Origin of the sequence: Synechococcus sp. RS9916 (assembly GCF_000153825.1) — a bacterium.
In the GTDB taxonomy this organism is placed as follows: domain Bacteria; phylum Cyanobacteriota; class Cyanobacteriia; order PCC-6307; family Cyanobiaceae; genus Synechococcus_C.
Map to the genome: position 1 here is coordinate 946439 of NZ_DS022299.1, position 20465 is coordinate 966903.

The 20465-nt window shown below is 60.6% G+C and carries 19 protein-coding genes; 9 read left to right on the top strand and 10 right to left on the bottom strand.

Annotated features, from left to right (window positions below; all coding sequences use genetic code 11):
* Position 1 precedes the first annotated feature (1 nt).
* Both RS9916_RS05135 and RS9916_RS15340 read right to left on the bottom strand, forming a co-directional pair.
* Entirely contained in the window at positions 2–865 is an 864-nt protein-coding gene (locus RS9916_RS05135) for a phosphatidate cytidylyltransferase (protein WP_007098212.1), read from the bottom strand.
* A gap of 9 nt (positions 866–874) precedes the next feature.
* On the bottom strand, positions 875–2278 hold the full coding sequence (locus RS9916_RS15340) for a lysine decarboxylase (protein ID WP_007098213.1): 1404 nt from the start codon (positions 2276–2278) through the stop codon (positions 875–877).
* Positions 2279–2369: 91 nt separating this feature from the next.
* Between RS9916_RS15340 and RS9916_RS05145 the strand changes: the two genes are divergently transcribed.
* Together RS9916_RS05145 and RS9916_RS05150 are read left to right on the top strand one after the other, a co-directional pair.
* Entirely contained in the window at positions 2370–4061 is a 1692-nt protein-coding gene (locus RS9916_RS05145; RefSeq protein WP_007098214.1) for an AarF/ABC1/UbiB kinase family protein, read from the top strand.
* 50 nt (positions 4062–4111) lie between these two features.
* Positions 4112–4591 carry a hypothetical protein gene (locus RS9916_RS05150; protein WP_007098215.1) on the top strand — a complete coding sequence of 160 codons (480 nt, stop codon included), beginning with the start codon at positions 4112–4114 and terminating at the stop codon, positions 4589–4591.
* Between the two features lie 9 nt (positions 4592–4600).
* Here RS9916_RS05150 and RS9916_RS05155 read toward each other — a convergent pair whose 3' ends face one another.
* Positions 4601–5566: an RpoD/SigA family RNA polymerase sigma factor gene (locus RS9916_RS05155; protein ID WP_007098216.1), complete on the bottom strand. Its 966-nt coding sequence runs from the start codon at positions 5564–5566 to the stop codon at positions 4601–4603.
* A 108-nt stretch (positions 5567–5674) separates the two neighbouring features.
* Here RS9916_RS05155 and RS9916_RS05160 point away from each other — a divergent pair, with 108 nt between their 5' ends.
* The 4 genes from RS9916_RS05160 to RS9916_RS05175 are packed head-to-tail and all read left to right on the top strand — an operon-like array spanning position 5675 to position 9223.
* A complete protein-coding gene (locus tag RS9916_RS05160; RefSeq protein ID WP_007098217.1) occupies positions 5675–6415 on the top strand; it encodes a response regulator transcription factor in 741 nt (246 codons plus the stop codon).
* A gap of 5 nt (positions 6416–6420) precedes the next feature.
* Positions 6421–7569, top strand: a complete 1149-nt coding sequence (locus tag RS9916_RS05165) for a cell wall metabolism sensor histidine kinase WalK (RefSeq protein WP_007098218.1) — start codon at positions 6421–6423, stop codon at positions 7567–7569.
* Positions 7570–7571: 2 nt separating this feature from the next.
* Positions 7572–8321: a pseudouridine synthase gene (locus RS9916_RS05170; RefSeq protein WP_007098219.1), complete on the top strand. Its 750-nt coding sequence runs from the start codon at positions 7572–7574 to the stop codon at positions 8319–8321.
* The gene (locus RS9916_RS05175) at positions 8318–9223 is read left to right on the top strand and encodes a helix-turn-helix transcriptional regulator (protein ID WP_007098220.1); all 906 of its coding nucleotides are present in this window, start codon (positions 8318–8320) and stop codon (positions 9221–9223) included. Before RS9916_RS05170 ends, RS9916_RS05175 begins: the two co-directional genes overlap by 4 nt.
* Here the strand turns inward: RS9916_RS05175 and malQ are convergent.
* Positions 9187–10731, bottom strand: coding sequence for a 4-alpha-glucanotransferase (gene malQ, locus RS9916_RS05180; RefSeq protein ID WP_007098221.1), 1545 nt, complete (start codon positions 10729–10731; stop codon positions 9187–9189). The two genes, RS9916_RS05175 and malQ, sit on opposite strands and share 37 nt — an antisense overlap.
* 9 nt (positions 10732–10740) lie before the next feature.
* Entirely contained in the window at positions 10741–11949 is a 1209-nt protein-coding gene (locus RS9916_RS05185; protein ID WP_038023317.1) for a Coenzyme F420 hydrogenase/dehydrogenase, beta subunit C-terminal domain, read from the bottom strand.
* Positions 11950–12031: 82 nt separating this feature from the next.
* Here RS9916_RS05185 and RS9916_RS05190 point away from each other — a divergent pair, with 82 nt between their 5' ends.
* Positions 12032–13009 carry an LCP family protein gene (locus RS9916_RS05190; RefSeq protein ID WP_038023319.1) on the top strand — a complete coding sequence of 326 codons (978 nt, stop codon included), beginning with the start codon at positions 12032–12034 and terminating at the stop codon, positions 13007–13009.
* Here the strand turns inward: RS9916_RS05190 and RS9916_RS05195 are convergent.
* The gene (locus RS9916_RS05195) at positions 12966–13508 is read right to left on the bottom strand and encodes a hypothetical protein (protein WP_007098224.1); all 543 of its coding nucleotides are present in this window, start codon (positions 13506–13508) and stop codon (positions 12966–12968) included. The two genes, RS9916_RS05190 and RS9916_RS05195, sit on opposite strands and share 44 nt — an antisense overlap.
* Before the next feature lie 97 nt (positions 13509–13605).
* Between RS9916_RS05195 and RS9916_RS05200 the strand changes: the two genes are divergently transcribed.
* A complete protein-coding gene (locus RS9916_RS05200) occupies positions 13606–14601 on the top strand; it encodes a ribose-phosphate pyrophosphokinase (protein ID WP_007098225.1) in 996 nt (331 codons plus the stop codon).
* Between the two features lie 4 nt (positions 14602–14605).
* Positions 14606–15769, top strand: coding sequence for a glycoside hydrolase family 10 protein (locus tag RS9916_RS05205; RefSeq protein WP_083773035.1), 1164 nt, complete (start codon positions 14606–14608; stop codon positions 15767–15769).
* A 33-nt stretch (positions 15770–15802) separates the two neighbouring features.
* Here RS9916_RS05205 and RS9916_RS05210 read toward each other — a convergent pair whose 3' ends face one another.
* The 4 genes from RS9916_RS05210 to RS9916_RS05225 all read right to left on the bottom strand — a co-directional run bounded on the left by RS9916_RS05210 (position 15803) and on the right by RS9916_RS05225 (position 20396).
* Positions 15803–16198, bottom strand: a complete 396-nt coding sequence (locus RS9916_RS05210; protein ID WP_007098227.1) for an AbrB family transcriptional regulator — start codon at positions 16196–16198, stop codon at positions 15803–15805.
* A gap of 314 nt (positions 16199–16512) precedes the next feature.
* Positions 16513–19134, bottom strand: a complete 2622-nt coding sequence (pepN, locus tag RS9916_RS05215) for an aminopeptidase N (RefSeq protein WP_038024210.1) — start codon at positions 19132–19134, stop codon at positions 16513–16515.
* Positions 19135–19279: 145 nt separating this feature from the next.
* Positions 19280–19708 (bottom strand): hypothetical protein, encoded by a 429-nt coding sequence (locus RS9916_RS05220; protein WP_007098229.1) that lies wholly within the window; start codon positions 19706–19708, stop codon positions 19280–19282.
* Positions 19709–19823: 115 nt separating this feature from the next.
* The gene (locus tag RS9916_RS05225) at positions 19824–20396 is read right to left on the bottom strand and encodes a hypothetical protein (RefSeq protein WP_007098230.1); all 573 of its coding nucleotides are present in this window, start codon (positions 20394–20396) and stop codon (positions 19824–19826) included.
* Positions 20397–20465 lie beyond the last annotated feature (69 nt).

Here is a 20465-nt window from a genome sequence, read left to right on the forward strand (position 1 = left end):
ACTAGCCCGAGAGTTGGGGCAACAACAGTGTCACGGCGTAATACACAACAGCAGGCGTAAACAGATAACTATCGATGCGATCCAAAATTCCGCCATGCCCGGGCAATGCATCTCCGGAATCCTTCAAACCGGCATCCCGTTTCATCATCGATTCGGTGAGATCTCCCACTAGGGCAAACAAGGCCACCAACGCGCCGAGGACCCCGCCGCTCAAGAGAGCCCAAGGCCATTGCATCCAGAAGGCAAAAGTCACGCCAACAGCTACGGACGCGACTAGACCTCCGAGAGCCCCTTCAATCGTTTTTCCCGGCGAAATCGGGGATAGGGGAAGCCGCCCAAAGCGACGCCCCACCAGATAAGAGCCGATATCGCTAGCCACGATCATCAAACAGGCCATCAAGGTGATCACCAACCCCGCAGAGAGCCACTGGGGACCGGAAGGGAGCAGTTGGGGATCACTCAACTGGCGCAGGCGCAACCAATGACTGGGCAAAAAACCGAGATAAAACAGACCAAAAATCGACGAGGCGATATCAGCGATCGAGCCTGTGACGGGCTGCAGCAAAAGCCAGCCACAGATGGCTGCACCGGAGAGTGGCAACACGGCGGAGGCCAGATGGGACGGCAGTCCACCGGTGAGATCCCACTGGGTGCTGATGAGCAGCAGTTGAACCACCACCAAGGTGGTTTTGGCGGCGGGGCGAATGCCGGTGCACTGCGCCATGCGGAAAAACTCCAACAGGCCGAGGTGCACAATCACGCCCAAAGCCACGGTGAACCACCAACCACCTAGGCCCACCACCACGAGCCCAAACAGGCCGGCACCAAGACCACTGACCAAGCGCTGCCGAGAGACGCTCTGCATCGCCGAGCCTCAGGCCACAATCCTTACCCTACCGCTGATCTGATCAGGCCAAAACTGGCGCAGCTGTTCAATCCACGCCACTCGCGCCTGGTCAAGACGTTCTCCAGGGACGATCAAGGGAATACCCGGGGGGTAGGGACACACCAGCTGGGCTGCAATCCCGCCCAAGGCATCGGCCCACGGCACCGCGCGACTGGGCGCACGCCAAGCCTCTCCACACTCCATCGCCGGGGAGGTGATCAGGGGAATGGGAGGAGCCGTGAAGGGAGGCAAAGGCCGAGCCTGCCCGAGGTGTTGCAGCAGACCATGCCAGTGGCGAACCATGGAGCGCTGCAAGCCAGGCCTAGTCGCCATGCCTAAGCAGAACGTGAGACAACCCGGTTCCGGCAGTTCGCCGACAAGGCCCCTGGCCATCAGCCATTCATCGGCATCCAGTCCACTAATGCCCACTGCAGCGGTGTGCCAGATCAGCCGGAGGGGATCGGCGGTGTCCAGCAAGGGAAGCTGTCGGTCCCGCAGCTGATCAGCCAACGCACGGGCCTGCGCAAGACGCCGAGACAGACGACGCAAACCGGCGCGGGTGGTCCAATCCTCAAGCGAGGCCTCACACGAGGCCAGCAGCAGAGCACTGGGACTGGTGGTCTGCAGCCAACCGAGACTGCGAGCAACAGCGTCTGGATCCACCCGCTGCCCCTGGTGCCACAACACAGCCGTTTGGCCAAGCCCTGTGGAGGACTTGTGCAGGGAATGCACCACCAAGTCGGCACCGACACGCAGAGCAGACGCTGGAAGGCTGGGGTCCACTCCTGGCAGGAAATGGCTGCCATGGGCCTCATCCACCAGCACCGGCAGGCCTCGCTGATGCAGACGCTCGATCAAGGGCGCGGGATCCACCGCATAGCCGTTGTAGGTGGGCTGCACCAACACGGCACCCACGGGTTGGTGGCTCTGGAGTGCGGACGATGTGAGCACACGCTCCAGCCAGCTGTGGTCAACTGCCGCCACGTGACCACGGTCAGGCAAAAAGGGCAGGTCAAACAGCAGGGGGTGAATGCCACCAAGAGCGCAGGCCTGAAGCAAGCTGCGGTGGCTGTTACGCGGCAACAACAACGACTGCCCAGGCTTGGCCATCGCCAAGAGGGCGGCTTGGAGCATGCCGGTGGCACCGTTGACGCCATACCAGCAGTGATCGGCACCAAACGCGGCGGCCGCTGCACGCTGACTCTCAACAACAGCCCCATCGGCTTCTAACGGGCCGCCGATTTCTGGCAATTCAGGAAGATCCCAGTGCCCGGGCCGCAAGCGAAGCACAGCGCGTAATCCCGGAGCCAGCCCAGAGCCGCCACCGTGGGCAGGCAGGTGCAAACGCGAACCGCGACGAGTCCGCAACAAGGGGAGCAGGGGCGTGTCCACTGGCAGGGCACGGCATGCACTGCATCATCCGTCAGCACGCCCGCCACCAAGTCATCTTCCTAAAGTCAACCCTTCGTGAAGGGGATTGGGCATGGCTGCCAGAGCAGAGAAGGCCAACGAAGCCAGCCCTGATCTGCGCTACCAACCAGGACGCGACGCCCGCTGGCTGCTGCTGCGTCCGTGGATCGTGATTCCGCGCTTGATCCAGATCCTCTGGGCCTTGCTGGGCTTGGTTGTGAGCGTGGTGCTCCGCGGTGGCAGCAAGGATCCAGAGGTGCAGCGGAAACTGGCACGAACGCTTCTCAAAACCCTGACCAACCTGGGGCCTTGTTTCATCAAGGTGGGGCAAGCGCTCTCCACGCGACCGGATTTGATCCGAAGAGACTGGCTCGACGAGCTCACCCGCCTTCAGGACGACCTACCTGCCTTTGATCACGGGATCGCCCTCGCCACAATTCAGGAAGAGCTGGGTGCCCCTGTCGACCAGCTGTTTGAAGAGTTCCCAAGCCAACCGGTAGCGGCGGCAAGTCTCGGCCAGGTCTACCGAGCCCGTCTGCATGGGCAGCACTGGGTGGCCGTGAAGGTGCAGCGCCCCAATCTCGCCTTCATCCTGCGCCGCGACATGGTGCTGATCCGCAGCCTCGGAGTGCTGGTGGCACCACTGCTGCCGTTGAACCTTGGCTTTGGCCTCGGCGAAATCATCGATGAATTCGGTCGCAGCCTGTTCGAAGAAATCGATTACGAACGGGAAGCCGACAACGCCGATCGATTTTCTGCCTTGTTCGCGGACAATCCAGCTGTGACCATTCCGCGGGTCGAACGCCTGCTCACCGCAAGGCGGGTGCTCACCACCAGCTGGATCCATGGCACCAAACTTCGCGACCGGCAGGAATTGCGTGCGCAGCGCCTCGATCCCAGTGCACTGATCCGAACAGGCGTGATCAGTGGTTTGCAGCAATTGCTCGAGTTTGGTTATTTCCACGCCGATCCCCACCCCGGAAATCTGTTTGCCCTCAGTGGCCGAACGGGGGAGCTGGGCCATGTGGCCTATGTGGATTTCGGGATGATGGATTCGATCAGCGACAGCGACCGCCTCACCCTGACTGGTGCCGTTGTGCACCTGATCAATCGCGACTTCGAAGCGCTGGCAGGGGATTTCCAACAATTGGGATTTCTGGCCCCCAACGCGGATCTGGCCCCAATCATTCCAGCGTTAGAGGAGGTGCTGGGGGGCAGCCTTGGAGACGCCGTTGGGTCGTTCAACTTCAAAGCGATCACCGACCGCTTTTCGGAACTGATGTACGACTACCCGTTTCGGGTCCCGGCACGGTTTGCCCTGATCATCCGAGCCGTCGTCAGCCAGGAAGGCTTAGCGCTTCGGCTGGATCCAGAGTTCAAGATCATTGCAGTGGCCTATCCCTACGTGGCCAAACGACTGCTGGCGGGTGACACCCGCGAGATGCGCGAAAAGTTGATGGAGGTGATCTTCGATCGCGAAGGGCAGCTGCGTATTGAACGGCTGGAAAGCCTGCTTCAGGTGGTCGGCGAAAGCGGATCAGGTCCGGGACTGGAACTGATCCCCGTCGCCGGAGCAGGGATCAAGCTCTTGCTCGGAAAAGACGGTGGTGATTTGCGCCGTCGCTTATTGCTGACCTTGATCAAAGACGACCGTCTCAGCACGGCAGACCTACGCGCTCTTGGATCAATGCTTGGGCGGACCTTCGCCCCAGGCCGAATGGCCGGCACGATGCTGCAAAAACTGAATCCGCTTGCGGCGGCCTGAGTCCTTTAAGGTCGAACGCTGTTTCGCTGGTCGCGCCAGCCTTCGACGCCATGGCACTTGCGCCGGATTTCGCGCCCGTTGACCTGCAGCAAGCTGATATCGACAGTTATGCAGGCTTGTTCGGCGACCTCAACGCCGACGAAATCCTGTTGGAGTACGCGTTCATCAGTCAGCCTCCCTACCTGTTGGCCGGACTGGGTCTTGCCATTGGGGTGGTGTGCGGCCTGACCTTTGCCCAACTGGTCAAAGACCGGCTCCAGGGGTGGAAAGACGATCGACTGCCCCTTCTGCCTCTGGGTCGCGTTGAAACCACGATGAGCTACAGCGGCATCATCCTGGGTGTCACCTTGTTTATCGGTGGATCACTTCAGGTGTTCGGGTTTGCTTCCGGGGCAGCATTGCTGGTGGCTTTCCTGCTCTCATTGCTCACGGGAGGGGCACTGTGGACACAGCTGGAAAGACTGATGACCCAGGTGGAGACTGGGAAGTTCAAAGCTGTTGACTTCGATAACTTCGACGAGTTTTTCTAGAAGAAAGCGTCAAATCGCGACATAAGCCTCAAGCTGGGAGTCACCATTGCGGAGCATCTCGAGACCTTCCCGTTCCAGGCGACGGGTGCGATCGCGACTCATCTTTAAGGTCTTGGCAATGCCTGTGAGGCTCATCGGATCCTCGCCATTCATCCCATAACGCATCCGCAACACCTTCCGCTGCAGCTCCGGCAGCTGCTCCAGCAGATCCCGCAGGTCGCCCTTCAGGCACTCACTTTCCACCTGCTCGCTCGGCAGCTCACCATCACCCGACAGCAGCTCCAGCAGTTCGGTGTCATCCCCATCGCCCACCTTCATCTCCAGGCTCACCGGCTGACGGGCCCGGCACATCAGGTCTTTCACCTCCTCTTCCGGCAGCTCCACAAATTCCGCCAGCTCTGTGACCGTGGGGGTCCGCCCCAGTTCCTGGCTCAGCTCACGCTGCCCTTTCTTCAGCTTGTTCAGCATCTCGGTGATGTGAATCGGCAGCCGGATCGTGCGGCTCTTCTCCGCAATCGCCCGCGTGATCCCCTGACGGATCCACCAATACGCATAGGTGCTGAACTTGTAGCCGCGGGTGGGGTCGAACTTCTCCACACCCCGCACCAGGCCGATCGTTCCCTCCTGGATCAGATCCAGCAGTTCCATGTTCCGCTTGGTGTATTTCTTCGCGACGCTCACGACCAGGCGCAGGTTGGCGGCCACCATCCGCTCCTTGGCACGACGCCCTGCCTGCAGCTTCCGCTTCAGCTGCACACCACTTAATCCAGCCTTCTTCGCCAGGGCTTCGGGTGCCACCACATCCTCGCCGCTTTCGCTCTTCAGCTCTGACTCCAGAGCCTCCAGTTCCATCAGGTCCTGCACCTGACGACCCAGCGTGATCTCCTGCTGGTGACTCAGCAGCGGCACACGACCGATATCCCGCAGATACGAACGCACCAGATCTGCATCAGGGAGCAGGGACAGGGGCGCCATCGATCAATTACGAAACCGAGTGGTTTCGAAATTTACCATCGTTTACAGGGTTTTCTGGCACTTCAACTCAGAAGAACAGCCATTCGTCAGAATGGATACAAAGGCTGCATGAGCCAGGTGACAAGCACCGCTTCTATTGCCCCAGTCGGAACAGCCCGCCTACTTGTGGTCGAAGACGATGACTCCATTCGGGAGACCGTTGATGAAGCACTGCAGGCCGAGGGTTTCTCAGTGCGCTCCTGCAGCAATGGCGCCGAGGCCCTGGCCAACCTCACAATGGGCAACCAAGAGCCGGTCGATCTGATCGTGCTCGACCTGATGCTGCCGGGCCTTGGGGGACTCGACGTTTGTCGCCAGCTACGGGGCAACAACATCACCACTCCAATCCTGGTGATTAGCGCCCGCGACAGCGAAACCGACCGCGTGCTCGGGCTCGAAGTCGGAGCTGACGACTATCTGGTCAAACCGTTCGGCATGCGCGAACTGGTGGCCCGGTGCCGCGCACTATTGCGCCGCACGCAGCAGAAGCCCCAACAGGATGAGCAGCGCTCCAATGTGCTGTCTCACGACAACCTCTGTCTTTACCCGGAGGAGTGTCGCGTCACCCGCGACGGTCAAGAGCTGACGCTTTCACCGAAGGAATACAAGATCCTCGAATTGTTTATGCAACACCCAAAACGGGTGTGGAGCCGCGACCAGCTGCTCGAAAAGGTGTGGGGGATTGATTTCGTTGGTGACACCAAGACAGTGGATGTCCATATCCGTTGGCTGCGCGAAAAGATCGAGTCGGAACCCTCCTCTCCCAAACACATCCGAACCGTGCGTGGCTTCGGGTATCGCTTCGGCTAGAGGCAATGTCTGCAAGCCTGGGACTGGGGCTGCTGTGCGGTGCTGCACTGGGCAGCGCACTCACCGCCGTCCTTCACCGCCGCGAGCAACAGGCACAACAGCGCTCCGCCCATCGCCTGCGGGATCACCAGCCAATTAACACCGGGCAATTGCTGGCCTGGATTGATGACGCCACCCAGGGTTGGTTGGTGCTCAAACCCGATCTGAGCATCGCCTACATCAACGGCAAAGCCGAACGGCTGCTTCGCATTCCTCGCCACACCCTGATTCGCGGTCAGCAACTTGAGGATGTTCTGAAGGTGGATCGCATTCACGAGGCCATCGTGAGCGTCCGCCATCAGCAGCGACCGCAACGCATCGAATGGGACATGCGAGGTGATCCGCTCGAAACCGTGGTGCTGCCAGGTTCCGAGGAATGGATCCTGCTGCTGATTCAGAGCCGGCAGTCGCTCGAAGCCCAGCAACAACAACAGGAGCGCTGGGTCAGTGATGTGGCCCATGAGCTCAAAACACCGCTCACAGCTCTCATGCTGGTGAGCGATCGCTTGGAAACCGCCGTCCAAGACAGCGACCTTGTGCTGGTGCAACGTCTGCAGAAGGAATTGCGTCGCCTGCAACTACTTGTTGAAGATCTGCTCGAGCTGTCCCGGCTCGAAAACAGTCTGCCGATCGATAGCAGCGCCTACAGCCCTCTTGTGCTCAGCGAACTCGTCGGAAGCGCTTGGAGCAGCGTCCGCCCCTTGGCGGAACAACGGAACATCAGCTTGACGATCCAAGGCGAAGCGACGGCCCTGTTGCGGGGAGATCAGCCCAAACTGCATCGCGCCATCCTCAACCTGCTCGACAACGCCCTGCGCTATTCACCAGAAGGGGGGCAGGTGGAGGTGGACATTCAACCCAGCGGGGGTTGGTGGCTTCTAGCCGTCCGCGACCACGGCCAAGGTTTAAGTGAGCCCGATCTCGAGCAGATGTTCCATCGCTTTTACCGGGGAGACCCCTCGCGAGCCCGCTCCAACCGCAGCGGCAGCGGTCTGGGCCTGGCGATCGTGCAACAGATTGCCGTGAACCATGGTGGTCGCGTGCAGGCACGCAACCATCCCGAAGGAGGAGCCAGCATGGAACTGTTGCTTCCCCGATATGCGGCGAGCCGTTAACCGTGGCGGAGCGAACCGGAGGGGAGACGGTCAAGGCAGAGCGCCTGCAAAAACTGATCGCCGCTGCGGGGGTCTGCTCAAGGCGCCATGCCGAAGAGTTGCTCCGAGCAGGGCGCGTGAAGGTCAATGACCGCATGGCCCAGCTGGGCGACCGTGCTGAGCCCGGCCTTGACCGCATCACCATCGACGGCACCCCCTTGCCGGCCAACGATCCACCGCGCCTGCTGCTGCTGAACAAACCGCGTGGGGTGATCAGCAGCTGCCAAGACCCCCAAGGACGGCCGATCGTGCTGGATCTGGTGCCCAAGCACCTGCGCCGCGGCCTGCATCCTGTCGGACGGCTTGATGCCGAAAGCCGGGGAGCCCTGCTGCTCACCAACCAGGGTGAGCTCACTCTTCAACTCACGCATCCCCGTTACTCCCATGCCAAGACCTATCGGGTCTGGGTCCAAGGACGTCCATCCCATGGGGCCCTCGAGCACTGGCGCCGCGGCCTGCGTCTGGATCAACGACTCACCCAACCCGCGGAGGTGCGCGAGCTCCACCACAACGCCAACCGCACCCTGCTGGAGGTGGTGCTTCGTGAGGGACGCAACCGCCAGATCCGCCGTGTGGCCGAATTGCTCGGCCATCCAGTGCTCGATCTGCAACGCACGGCGATCGCAACCGTCGTTCTCGGTTCGCTGCAAGAGGGTCGCTGGCGCGAGCTGACCGAGGGAGAATGGCGTGCATTGACCCGCCCGTCTCGATGAGATTTCCCAGGCTTTGGCCGCGGCGTGGTACGTCTTCATCCAGCAGCGGACTGGCCCCTGAAACCGGCGACCCGATCAGTCCCCTCCAGCACGCGGGCCAGTTGCTCAAGGAACGGCGCGAGCAGCGCGGGCTGAGCATGCGCGAACTCTCCCGCGAGATCCGCATCACAACTCCAGTGCTGGAAGCCCTCGAACGGGGCTGGAGCGACCGTCTGCCAGAAGCGGCCTATCTGGGCACGATGCTGACCCAACTCGAGACCCATCTGGAGCTTGAGCCCGGCAGTCTCCATGGCGCCTTGCCCGCCGGCAAAGCGAGCCGAATGCAAGGTCAGACCAGCGGAAACCGCCGCTTCACCCTGGGAAGTATCGACATCCTCAGCACCTGGCAGGGAAGCGTGGTCTACGCCGCGGTGATCCTCGGCACGCTGATGGCGCTCAACCAACAGCAGCGCTATCTGGCGCTGCGCAACAGTGAGCAACTGGAGCCGATTCCCCCCAGCGCTGAAGACCTGCAAATCAGCAGCCCTCAGAGCGCCCTCAACCCTGGGATTGCTGGCTTGCGCCCCCTTGAAGACTCCCGGCGCAAACCCCTGAAGCACTGGCTGCCGGCAGCGGCTGATGGCAACGCTGCATCAGCGTCACCGGTTCCAGCGATCGGACTGCTGCAGCTGAGGCTCAGCCAACCGAGCACGATCACCCTGAGCAGTGCCGGTGGGGATCGCAGCGAGCTCACCGGAAGCACAGGTGAGCTCACCCTTCAGCTCCAGAGCCCAGTCAGATTGAAGGTGACCCCGCCCCCCAAAGAGGAGGACCAAGTGCTTTGGGATGGCCTCCCGCAGACAGCCCTCAACGGTCAAGCAGGCAGCTACCGCCTGCCCCAGAGAGAGCCCCGTTCGCCGTAGCCGCGAAGCGCATCATCAAGACGCTGATCCAAGCCAGGCAACCGCCAGCTCCAATTGCGCTCCCCCACGGTGCCGGGGGTGTTGAAGCGTGCTGAATCGTCGAGGTGGAGCAAATCCTGCACCGGCGTGATCACCAACCCGGAACTACTCGCCAACCCCAGCTCCAGCAATTGCCAACCCGGGGCATGGATCTCGCCCCCGACAACGGCCATCACCCGCTCCCTGGCCGGGGCATCCAGATCACGCCACCAGCCGATGGTGGTGGGGTTGTCATGGGTGCCGGTGTAGACGACCCAACGATCCCCATGAATGTTGGCGGGAAGATAGGGATTCTCCGGATTGCCATCGAAGGCGAACTGCAGGATCTTCATGCCCGGCAGCCCAAAGTGATCGCGTAAGGCCTCTACATCCGCGGTCACCACGCCCAAATCTTCCGCCACCATCGGCAATCGGCCTCCCGCATCCGCCTTGAGCTTGCGCAAGAGCGACTGGCCGGGAGACGGCGTCCACACCCCCCGCGCTGCGGTGTCGTCGCCACCAGGCACCGCCCAATAGGCAGCCAAAGCACGGAAATGATCCAGCCGCAAGAGATCAAAAAGCTGCCACTGGCGCCGCAAGCGGGCACGCCACCAACGAAAACGCGTCAACCGATGGCGCCACCAGCGGTAGACCGGGGTGCCCCACAGCTGTCCGGTGGCGGAAAAGTAATCCGGCGGCACACCGCTCTGGGTTGTCAGCGTTCCGTCTCTCTGGATGGAGAACAGGCTGCGATGACTCCAGACATCGGCGCTGTCCCGCGCGACATAGAAGGGAAGATCACCAAAGATGCGCACACCCAGCTGATCCGCCATGGCGCGCAGAGCCTGCCACTGCTGATCCAAATGCCACTGCACCAGCCGCTGGGCTTCGAGAGCCTGCTGATGGCGTGCCGCCCAGCGGCGTAACGCAGCGCGTCGATGCCGCGCCAACCCCAACGGCCACTGCCACCAGGGCTGCCCCTGATGCTGACGACGCAGCTCCATGAACATCACGTGGTCCTCAAGCCAGCTGGCCTGAGCGGAACACCATCGGGCAAAAGCAGCATGGCGCTCCGCGGACTGCAAGGGCCATGCCAACTGCAAAGCAACCGCCAACGCATCGGCCCGTTGTTCCGCCAACGCGCAATCCAAGCCTGCATCCCCTGCGGTCTGGTCTTGACCAGGTAGGGCGCCCATCGCCTCACACGGCAAAAAGCCCTGATCGACAAGATCCTGGGCATCCAGCAGCCAGGGGTTGATCGCAAAACTGGACGGGGAGCTGTAAGGGGATCCGGTGCCATCCGTGGGCGCCACGGGCAACACCTGCCACACCGAGATGCCGTGACGCGCCAAAGAGGTCAGCCAGGCTCTTGCCACAGCCCCGAATCCACCGCAAACCGGACTGTCCGGCAATGCGGTGGGATGCAACAGGACACCAATCCCTCGCTGCGAGGCAGCTTCGACCGATGACGAACGGGACGCAGACAGCATCAGATGGCCTCAGGCCTGGGGAAGTTTGTAGCGCTCAACAATCTTGCGCGCGAAAGCGGGCAGATGTCGGGTGTATTGGTCGGAGTGATTGCGGCGCACCCAGAGCGCGTTGCGCGTGAAATGGGAATCGATCGAAAAGCGGCCGTATTCCAACCCCTTGGGGCCGATGCGCTGCACCACCCAGCCCACCGCTTCAGCCACCCACATCGGCAGTTTCAAGGCTTTGTCGTAGGCATCAATGCCCTGCTGAACAGCGGCCCGTCGATCGCCACGACTGGTGACAGAGGCCGTGTCGAGATCAGCCTCAACCAACTTGAGCAATTGCGCCCCACGGGCGTTGCGCACCACCAGCCACTGACGTCCGAATTCAGCCCCCATGTAGCCCACCACCAGATCAGCACCGGCGTTGGTGTAGTCGAAACAGCTCAAACAACTGGGAGCGAACACGTCCTTGAGCTTGGGGGTATCAAGCCCAAAGAACGGCACCGTTTCCTCACGGCCATCACGGTGGCGGAAGTGAATGCGGAAGTCCTGCATGAACTCGTAGTGCACCACCGTGTCAGGGGAATCACTGGCGCTGTTTAGAAAGGTGTTGAGCCCTTCACGGGACACGTTGTCCACACAGGGAAGACCGAGCACGTAGAGCTCATCAAGTGGAAGGGTGTCCTGCACCGACCGCAGCGCCTGGATCTGACACCCCACACCAATGGCCAGCAGTCGCTTGATCCCACTGCCGGGCAGCTGCTCAAGCACTGACAAGTTGTTGGACAGGGTGGGCTTGTTGACCCGTGCCGCCATCACCTCCTCAGGTGTCCGCGCCAGCACAGGCATGGGAGTGAAGCGATCGTCCGGGCTCTGCTGCACACAGAGAACGGCATCCACGAGCCCCGTTTTGAGGGCCTGAACCCCCAAGTGGCTCACGATGCCCGTCCATTGCGCTCCCTCGATGGGCTGACGCAGGCGCGCGGTGAGCATGCGCTGCTGCACACCGAAATAGAGCTCGTCCTCGTTGTCGAGATCACGGCTACGGCCGTGATAACGCCGCTCCATGCCCTCGAAATCTTGGTGGAGGAACGCGCAGGCCTGGCGCACGTAGGCCACCCAGCGGGAATCGCAGAGGCCGCAATCACTGCAGAGATCCTTGGCGGGACGCACGACATCCCTTGGAATCGGCCGGGCCCGTTCATGGGGAGCCGGAGAAGCGGGAGCTTGCGTCACAGATCGGGAGGGCCTGGAAGCTCCCAACGCTAAACAGCGGAAGTTGAGCAAGACTGGGCATCCTTGGAAATCAGCACGGCTGATGGCGGCCCAAGCACCAGACGGCGACAGCAAGCAGAGCGACAAGCGCCCATGGCTTGGTCCCAAACCCCTACGCACCGTGCTGAGGATCGGCGCTGCTGTGGGCAGCGTCTGGATCGTGGGAGCTGCGCTGACGGCCATCTGGCCTGTCGCCGATCGCGTTGCACCCGCACTGCCGTCGTCGGATGAGCCCGACAGCCTGGCGCCCTATCCCAACCAACCGGTGACGGTGATGGTGGTGGGTGTTGACGCCAATGGCATCGGCGACCCAATCAATCGAGCGGCACCTTCAGGACCTGCCAATGCCGACAGCGTGATGCTGATTCGGGTTGAAGCCCTCAAACCCCTGCAGATTCTGCAGATGCCGACAGAACTCGGGGTCAACCTCCCAGGCATCAAAACCATGCAACCGTTGGCCAGCAGTTACCGCCAAGGAGGCGTGGCCCTAACCGCCGATGTGGTGGCGGACGTGGTGGGACTTCCCGAAGGCGAACCATCTCGGTTTGTGGTGATGCCGCGCAAGGCCCTGCGCCATCTGGTGAATGGCCTAGGGGATGTGGACGTGCGGCTCGATCAGACCCTCACGCACCAAGACAAGCGTCAGAACTACAGCGTCAATCTCCAGGCCGGCCGTCAAAGCCTCAATGGGGCCCAGGCTGAACAGCTGGTCCGTTTCCGCCCTGACCCACTCAACAACCACGAGCGCCGCCTGCGCCAGCAATGGCTGATGGCAGCGATCCACGATCAACTGCAGCAGCCCAACGCCATCCTGGTCTTACCTGGACTGGTCAACGAACTCTCCACCCAAGTGGAGACCGACCTGAACCAACAGGAATGGCTGAGCCTGGCGGCAGCAGCCTTGAGCAGCGATCAACCGCCTGTTGTCTCCACCCTGCCCCTGGCTCCTAGGGCAGGGGAACAACCGCTGCGTCAACTCAAGGCTGATGCGTCAGCGCCTCTGTGGCCGAAGCAGAACTAAAGCGATTGTGGCGCTGCTTCAGCAGCGTGATCAGAGCCTCGCGCGCAGCGCTCGTGTTCGGATCCTGCGACTCCCCCAACCAGCCACACCAGGGCAGACCGTCCTGACGACGCTGGTGGGGACTCCAGGACCCTCCCAACTGCGCCAGGCCGAGAACAGGAACGCGACGGCTCTCACACAGCGCCAGAAACGCTGGCACGACACCGGGGATACTGCCGTCCGCCAGAGGAGCCCCCAGAAGCAGCGTTGGCAGTCGCCACGCACCCAGGGCATCAAGCCAACTTTGACCGTCAGGACCCAGCCGCCCTGGATCCCCCGACAAACGCAGCAAACAGGGCGCCTCGGACGCAAGCGACAGCAAAGCCGCGTCGGGGGAGGCACCAACGGGAAGGGTGCTTAAGGGCAATGCCAAGCCGTCTGCGAGGGACGCAGCGCCACGCCGCATCGCCAGCTCAGGGAGAGGCCCTGCGCCGATCACCACCAAGGATTGAACCTGCATCCACGGACCCTAACGAGCCAATTGAGCAGAACCTGGGTTGGGAGCGGGCCCGGCTCGGCACTACCATCGGTGCACAGCTGTTCTCGTTTCGGGCGTCGTGACCAGTTTTCTCACTGCAGCCCGTGCCGAGCAGGAGAAGATCCACCAGGACAACCGTCGATTGCGCCTGTTCAGTGGAACGGCCAACGCGGCGCTTTCCCAGGAGATTTCGGCCTATCTGGGCGTCCCTGATGGTCCACGGGTTTGCAAGCGCTTCGCCGATGGCGAGCTTTATGTGCAGATTCAGGAATCCATCCGCGGCTGCGACGTCTTTCTGATCCAACCCACCTGCGCTCCGGTGAACGACCACCTGATGGAGCTGCTGATCATGGTGGATGCCTGCAGACGGGCCTCAGCCCGTCAAATCACCGCTGTGGTGCCCTACTACGGCTATGCCCGCGCCGACCGCAAAACCGCTGGACGGGAATCGATCACGGCCAAGCTGACCGCCAATCTGCTGGCCAAATCAGGGGTGGACCGGGTGCTGGCGATGGATCTCCACTCCGCCCAGATCCAGGGTTATTTCGATATCCCCTGTGATCACATCTATGGCTCACCGGTGTTGGTGGACTACCTCTCTGCCCAGGAACTGGGAGAGGTGGTAGTGGTTTCCCCTGATGTCGGAGGCGTCGCCCGGGCGCGTGCCTTCGCCAAACAAATGAATGACGCGCCTCTGGCGATCATCGACAAGCGCCGCACGGGTCACAACAAAGCGGAGAGCCTGACGGTGATCGGGGATGTGGAGGGCAAGACGGCCATCTTGATCGACGACATGATCGACACAGGCGGCACGATCTGCTCTGGAGCTCGCCTGTTGCGTCAGCAAGGCGCGAAACGGGTGATCGCCTGCGCCACCCATGCCGTTTTCTCTCCACCAGCTTGCGAACGCCTCTCCTCAGAAGGATTGTTTGAACAAGTGGTAGTCACCAACAGTATTCCCATCCCAGCTGATCGCACCTTCCCCCAGCTGAAGGTGTTGTCTGTCGCCAACATGCTCGGAGAAGCGATCTGGCGCATTCACGAAGAAAGCTCCGTGAGCTCGATGTTCCGCTGATCCCATGGGGTCAACGCCCATCCGCCACCGATCAACGGGAACAACCGGATGGTGGTGCGGAGGGTTGGTCACAGCTTTAACCCTCTGGGCAGGTTCGGCCGCATTGGCAGCCCCGCAAAGGCCCCTTGGTGTGTGGATCACCAACAGCCCAAGCCTGGTGTATTACGACCACGGCCTGATCAGGAAAACCGTGGAGGAACTGGATCAGGCCGGATTCACGACGATTTACCCGAATGTATGGAGCCGCGGCACCACGTTTCACCGCAGCCGTTTTGCACCGGTGGAGCCCAGCCTGGTCAAAGCCGGCATCGACCTCGACCCGATCTGTACGTTCAACACCGAAGCGCGCAAGCGGGGGATGAAGGTCATCCCCTGGTTTGAATATGGGCTGATGGAGCCAGCGGATTCTCCTGTGGTGGAGGACCATCCGGAATGGGTACTGGCAAAAGCAGATGGCAATCCAATCGTGCGCCTTCATGGCAAGGACATGGTGTGGCTCAATCCAGCTCACCCAGAGGTTCGCGAACGCTTCATCGGGCTGGTGGTGGAAGTGATGCAGCGCTGCCCCATGGATGGATTGCAGCTGGATGACCACTTCGCCTGGCCCGTGGAACTCGGCTACGACCCTTACACCGTGGCCTTGTATGCGCGTGAAACCGGTTTCAAACCACCCAAGGATCACACCAACCGGATGTGGATGACCTGGCGACGGCGCAAGCTGACGGGCTTGTTGCGAGAGTTACGGGAGCGGCTGGAACTGGAGGCTTTACCGAAACGGATTTCCTTGTCACCGGGGCCGTTCCGCTTTGCCTACAACCACTGGCTTCAAGACTGGGAGCTGTGGGCAGTGGGCGAGCTGATTGACGACCTTGTTGTGCAGAACTACGCCTACTCCTTGGAGGGATTTGCAAAAGATTTGGACCAGCCAGCCTTGCGCAAGGCTCGGCAATGGGGAATCCCCGTTCAAATCGGAATTCTGGCTGGATTTGGCAAACGGACGACAACGATGCCCGTGTTAACTGAAAAAATGCGCCTGAGCCATGAACGGGGTTACGGCGTGATTTTCTTCTACTGGGAAGGTCTCTGGGGCGCCCACTCCGGTAAGGAGGGCGCAAGCTTCCGTCGCGAGGCATTCCGCCAACTGGGAGGCACAAAAAAGCCCCGCTAATGCGGGGCAACGAATCAACTAGTGAAAGAGGAATCACTCCTCACCGTCGTCCATGGCAGCACTACCGCTATGCGCTGCAGCCGCGCCGGTGGGAATCAGGCGAATGGCCTTCTTCCCAAGCTTGATTTCAAACTCATCACCAGGCTCAAGGTTGAGCATGGCGGTGTATGCCTTGCCGATCAACAGGTTGCCGTTGCCCTGAACGGTTGCCACATAAGAGAGCTTGCGACCACCTTTACCAATGCCCTTCGTGCCAGTTCCCAGATCAATGCCCTTGGCATTGAGCAGAGCTTCATAGAAGGCGGTGAAGTTGACCCGCTGACCACCGTCTTTTTTATCGGAAACGTACCCACAGGCCGTGGCCAGATCTGTTTTGGACACATCACCCAAATCTTTGACCTTGGCCAGCAGTTCAGAACCGGTGAGCATTACCGTCGAGAGGAATAACTGACTCAAAAGATACACATCAAAGCATCAGTTATGCAAGACATGCATCGAAAACCTCAGTCGATGCATGCAAAAAACCAACGCAAAGCTTGGTAACAACAATCAAATGCACGCTTTCGAGCTCCAAGCCGCCTGTGGAAAAGCAGGGTGCGCCTTACCCGCAGCTTCCCCACAAAACGACCAGAACACGGTAAGCTGTGGAAATCACCATCACCCGGCCGGTCTCTTGACCGGCTTTTTTGTGGAAAAACGCAGCCATAAGGGCCGGCGTGATCGTTTTGGGGAAAACGGAGTGATCAGGCCAGGATCATGGCCACCACCTCTCGGGTGTTGGTCGATAGATCGGCAGCCTCCAACAAGCCGAGCGCATGCTTCACCTGATGTTGACGCGTTTCGCTGTAGAAGCGCCAACGGCTAAACACCTTGGCGAGTCGCGACGCCGTGATCGCATTGCGCTGATCCACAGCGATGATCTGCTCCGCCATGAAGCGATACCCCTCGCCATCGGCCGCATGAAAGACCACTGGGTTTCCTGCCAGGCCACCCAAAACGGCACGTACCGCATTGGGTGCCATCGGGTCAAAACGGGGATGATTGAGCAGGGCGTGGACCTTGGCCAATCCATCCGCTCGCGGCGTTGACGCCTCAAGCCCAAACCAGCTATCAAAAATCACAGGCCGTTCTTGCCAGCGGTCGTGGAAACAACCCAAGGCCAGCTCACGTTCCTGGCAGTCATGGGGCTGAAGCGCACGAAGGGCATAACGGGCCATGGTCATCGAGGGACCAGAGACTGCGTCGAGTGCCTGCTGACGGACAGCTTGATCGCCAGCCGCAGACAGCCAACTCCAGATCAAGCCCGTGAGCTGACGCTCTCCCTGCCCCGCTGGCCATGGCTGGGCCAAATGGGGCTGAAGCTGTTCCAAACGGCGCTGCAACGGCTTCGCCAGTGCAGTACCGAACTGCTCACGCAGGGCGCAACCTGCCAGATAGAGGGCCAGAGGATCCGCAACGCTCTGCAAGGACTCCAATTCCGGGCTGCCAGGAAAACTGAGAAGCGTGGCCAACACGGCTGGATCCGGCTCACCGTCATCTGCCAGCAATGCCGCAAGAGCATCCTGCATCTGATGGTCCAGAGCTGCATCGGCAGCACCAGCGGCCCGAGCCAGCAGCAATCGCTGCCAAAGCTGCTGACCGGCATCCCAACGGGCAAAGGAATCGTTGTCATAGGCAAAAAGATGGAACAACTCCTCAGAGGATTGTTCGACTTGCCACCGGACCGGTGCTGAGAACTGACGGAACAACGACAGTGCAGGAGGCTGGGGCTGGGTCGGAAGGCCATCGACAACAACCGTCTGCTCCGACTGTTCGAGCACCAGCAAACGCTCCTCGCCGGTCACACCAGCGGAATCGACAACAGCCCACAGCAGGGGGATCACCAAGGGTTGCTTGTCAGGCTGCCCAGGGGTCGGCGCCGTGTTCTGCGCAAAGCGCAACGTCAAGCGCCCGATCTCTGGTTCCCATTGCCGTTGCACCCGCACCGTTGGTGTTCCAGCCTGGAGATACCAATGCTCAAACTGAGCCGGGTCAAAACCGAGAGGCTGGCCATCCTGCTGAGCCCCTTCAACGATGGCGCTGACAAAATCATTGGTGGTGGCCGCTTCGCCGTCGTGACGGCTGAAATACAGCGCCATTCCGCGCATGAACCGCTGCTCACCCAGCAAGGTGCGCAGCATGCGAATTAGCTCCGCACCTTTCTCATAGATCGTCGTTGTATAGAAATTGTCAATCGCCTGGTAGGCGTCTGGTTTCACCGGGTGGGCCGTCGGGCCGGCGTCTTCGCGGAACTGGGTATTGCGCAGCATCGCGGCATCGTCGATGCGCTTGAGAGCTGCCGAGTGCAGATCAGCTGTGAAGCACTGATCCCGAAACACGGTGAGGCCTTCTTTGAGTGAAAGCTGAAACCAGTCACGGCAGGTGATGCGATTGCCTGACCAGTTGTGAAAATACTCGTGGGCAACCACGCTTTCGATGCGTTCCAGCTCACCATCGGTGGCTGTTTCCGCGTCAGCCAGCACCAGCTTGGAGTTGAAGATATTGAGACTCTTGTTCTCCATTGCGCCCATGTTGAAGTGGCGCACAGCAACGGTATTGAACTCTTCGAGGTCGTACTCGAGGCCGTAGACCTGCTCATCCCAAAGCATCGACCGCTTCAACGACTCCATGGCATGCGCCGTGAACGGTTCATCGCCTGGCTCGACATGCAGACGCAAGTCCACCTCTCTGCCGGAAGCTGTGGTGAAGCGGTCTCGCACCTCGCGCAAATCACCGGCCACCAGCGCAAAGAGATAGGAAGGCTTCGGGAACGGGTCATCCCAGACCGCTTCATGGCGTGAAGGCTGAGCGTCCACAGGCCCCGCACTGATCAAATTGCCGTTGGAGAGCAGCACCGGATAACGCTCTCGTTCGGCCTCAATGCGCACGCGGTAGCGACTGAGCACATCCGGCCGATCGGGATGGAAGGTGATGCGGCGAAAACCTTCCGCCTCGCATTGGGTTGTCAACATTCCCCCGCTCGCATACAGCCCCTCCAGGGAGGCATTGGCGAAGGGATCGAGCCGACAGATCGTCGTCAGACAAAAAACCTGAGCCGGAGGGTGATGCACCACCAAACCTTCGGCATCACAGCTGTAGTCAGAAGGGGAGAGCGACTGATCATCGAGACGAATCTCGATGAGCTCAAGGTCGACCCCACGCAACACAAGGGGCTGAGACGCCCCAGCCTGCAGCTGCGGCTCCATGGTCATCCGGCAGGTCACCTGAACCAACCGCTCTTGCACCACCACATCCAGGGCCACATTCGGGACCACAAACGGAAAGGGCTTGTAATCCGAAAGGCGAACGGTGGAAGCAGCAGCCATGGCGCTCATGCAGTGCTCCGATCCTGGCGTGCCCGGGCCTCCATCGGCAGCGGCTCAACAGCAAAAAACCCCACCGATGCTTGGGGCAACGGTGGGGTTTGAAAATCAAACGGCCATGACGGGTCGTTCAGTCAATCAATCGCGATCACTGACCCGCTTTGGCGTTTTGCTTCTTCACGGCCTCTTCGACCTTGGCCTTCACATCAGCAGGCACCTCATCGGGGCAGTACTGAAGAGCGCCAGTGATGATCTGGAACTCGGCACCAGCCAGCAGTTGCTCGTTGGTGAGTTTCTGCTGACCCACCGATTGAACCTTGCCGCCATGGCGACCATTCAGCACCTGCACGTAGGTGGCAGCTGCGATTCCCACAGCCTTCGGGAACTCGACTTTGGCGGCTCGTGCATTACAGACATAGGAGGAACCCATGCCGCGATAGAGAAAAATGTCTTCTTGCGCAGCGGGCTTGGAGGCGGCAGCTTGTTGTGCCTGAGCGGAAGCTGACTCCAGAGTCAGGGGAGCCAAAGCCGCGGTAGCAGACAGAAGCAGGCGAATGGCGCGGGACGACTTAAACAACTGACGGAGTCAAATCTCTGAACCATGGTGCCGCATCTCAGCGGTTCGTCACCAGTCAATCGATGACTAAATCTGATCTGGTCCCCACAACCGCTTCACAGAGGCTTCTGTTCGTTCAGGCAGCAATCGGTTCAGCAGCATCTTCAAGACGGGTTTCATGGTGATGCTCAACGATCGCCAACTCACCGTTTTGCCAGCTGTAGATCGCCCGTGAGCGATAACGATCCTGATCAATCAGTCGGGTGTGCTCAAGGACGTGCCAGTCGGCGTAATGCGACTCAAACACCACTTCATGCTCATCAACCTGGCGGATCTGCGTGCGCACCGGCATGTCTTCCAGATAGGCACGATCCCGTTGCAACTGATGGCCCATCAAGGTGGCTTCCATCACGCCTTCGCGGCGATAAAGCAGTTTGCGGTCAAAAAACTCAGTCTCTTTCTCGGGCCACCAGGTGAAGCGGTAACGCGGGGCTCCCAGGGCGGTTTCAGCAAAGATCTCGACACGAATCACCATGTCGAGATACATCACTTCATCCTGTTGAAAGATGTATTGACGCCGAGAGCGCCAAATGCCGAGGTTGCGCGCAAACCAACGGCGAAGGTTGCTGTCGAGGTTGAACCGCTCCCCTGGGGGAGGTCCTTCCGGGGGCTGCTGGGCGCCCCGTCTCTCAAGAGGGAGTAACGGCATGGCAACACCCGAAGGGCAACAGTCTGTTCAACTTCGTCATAGCGAATCTGTCCAGCGCTGCAAAAACCC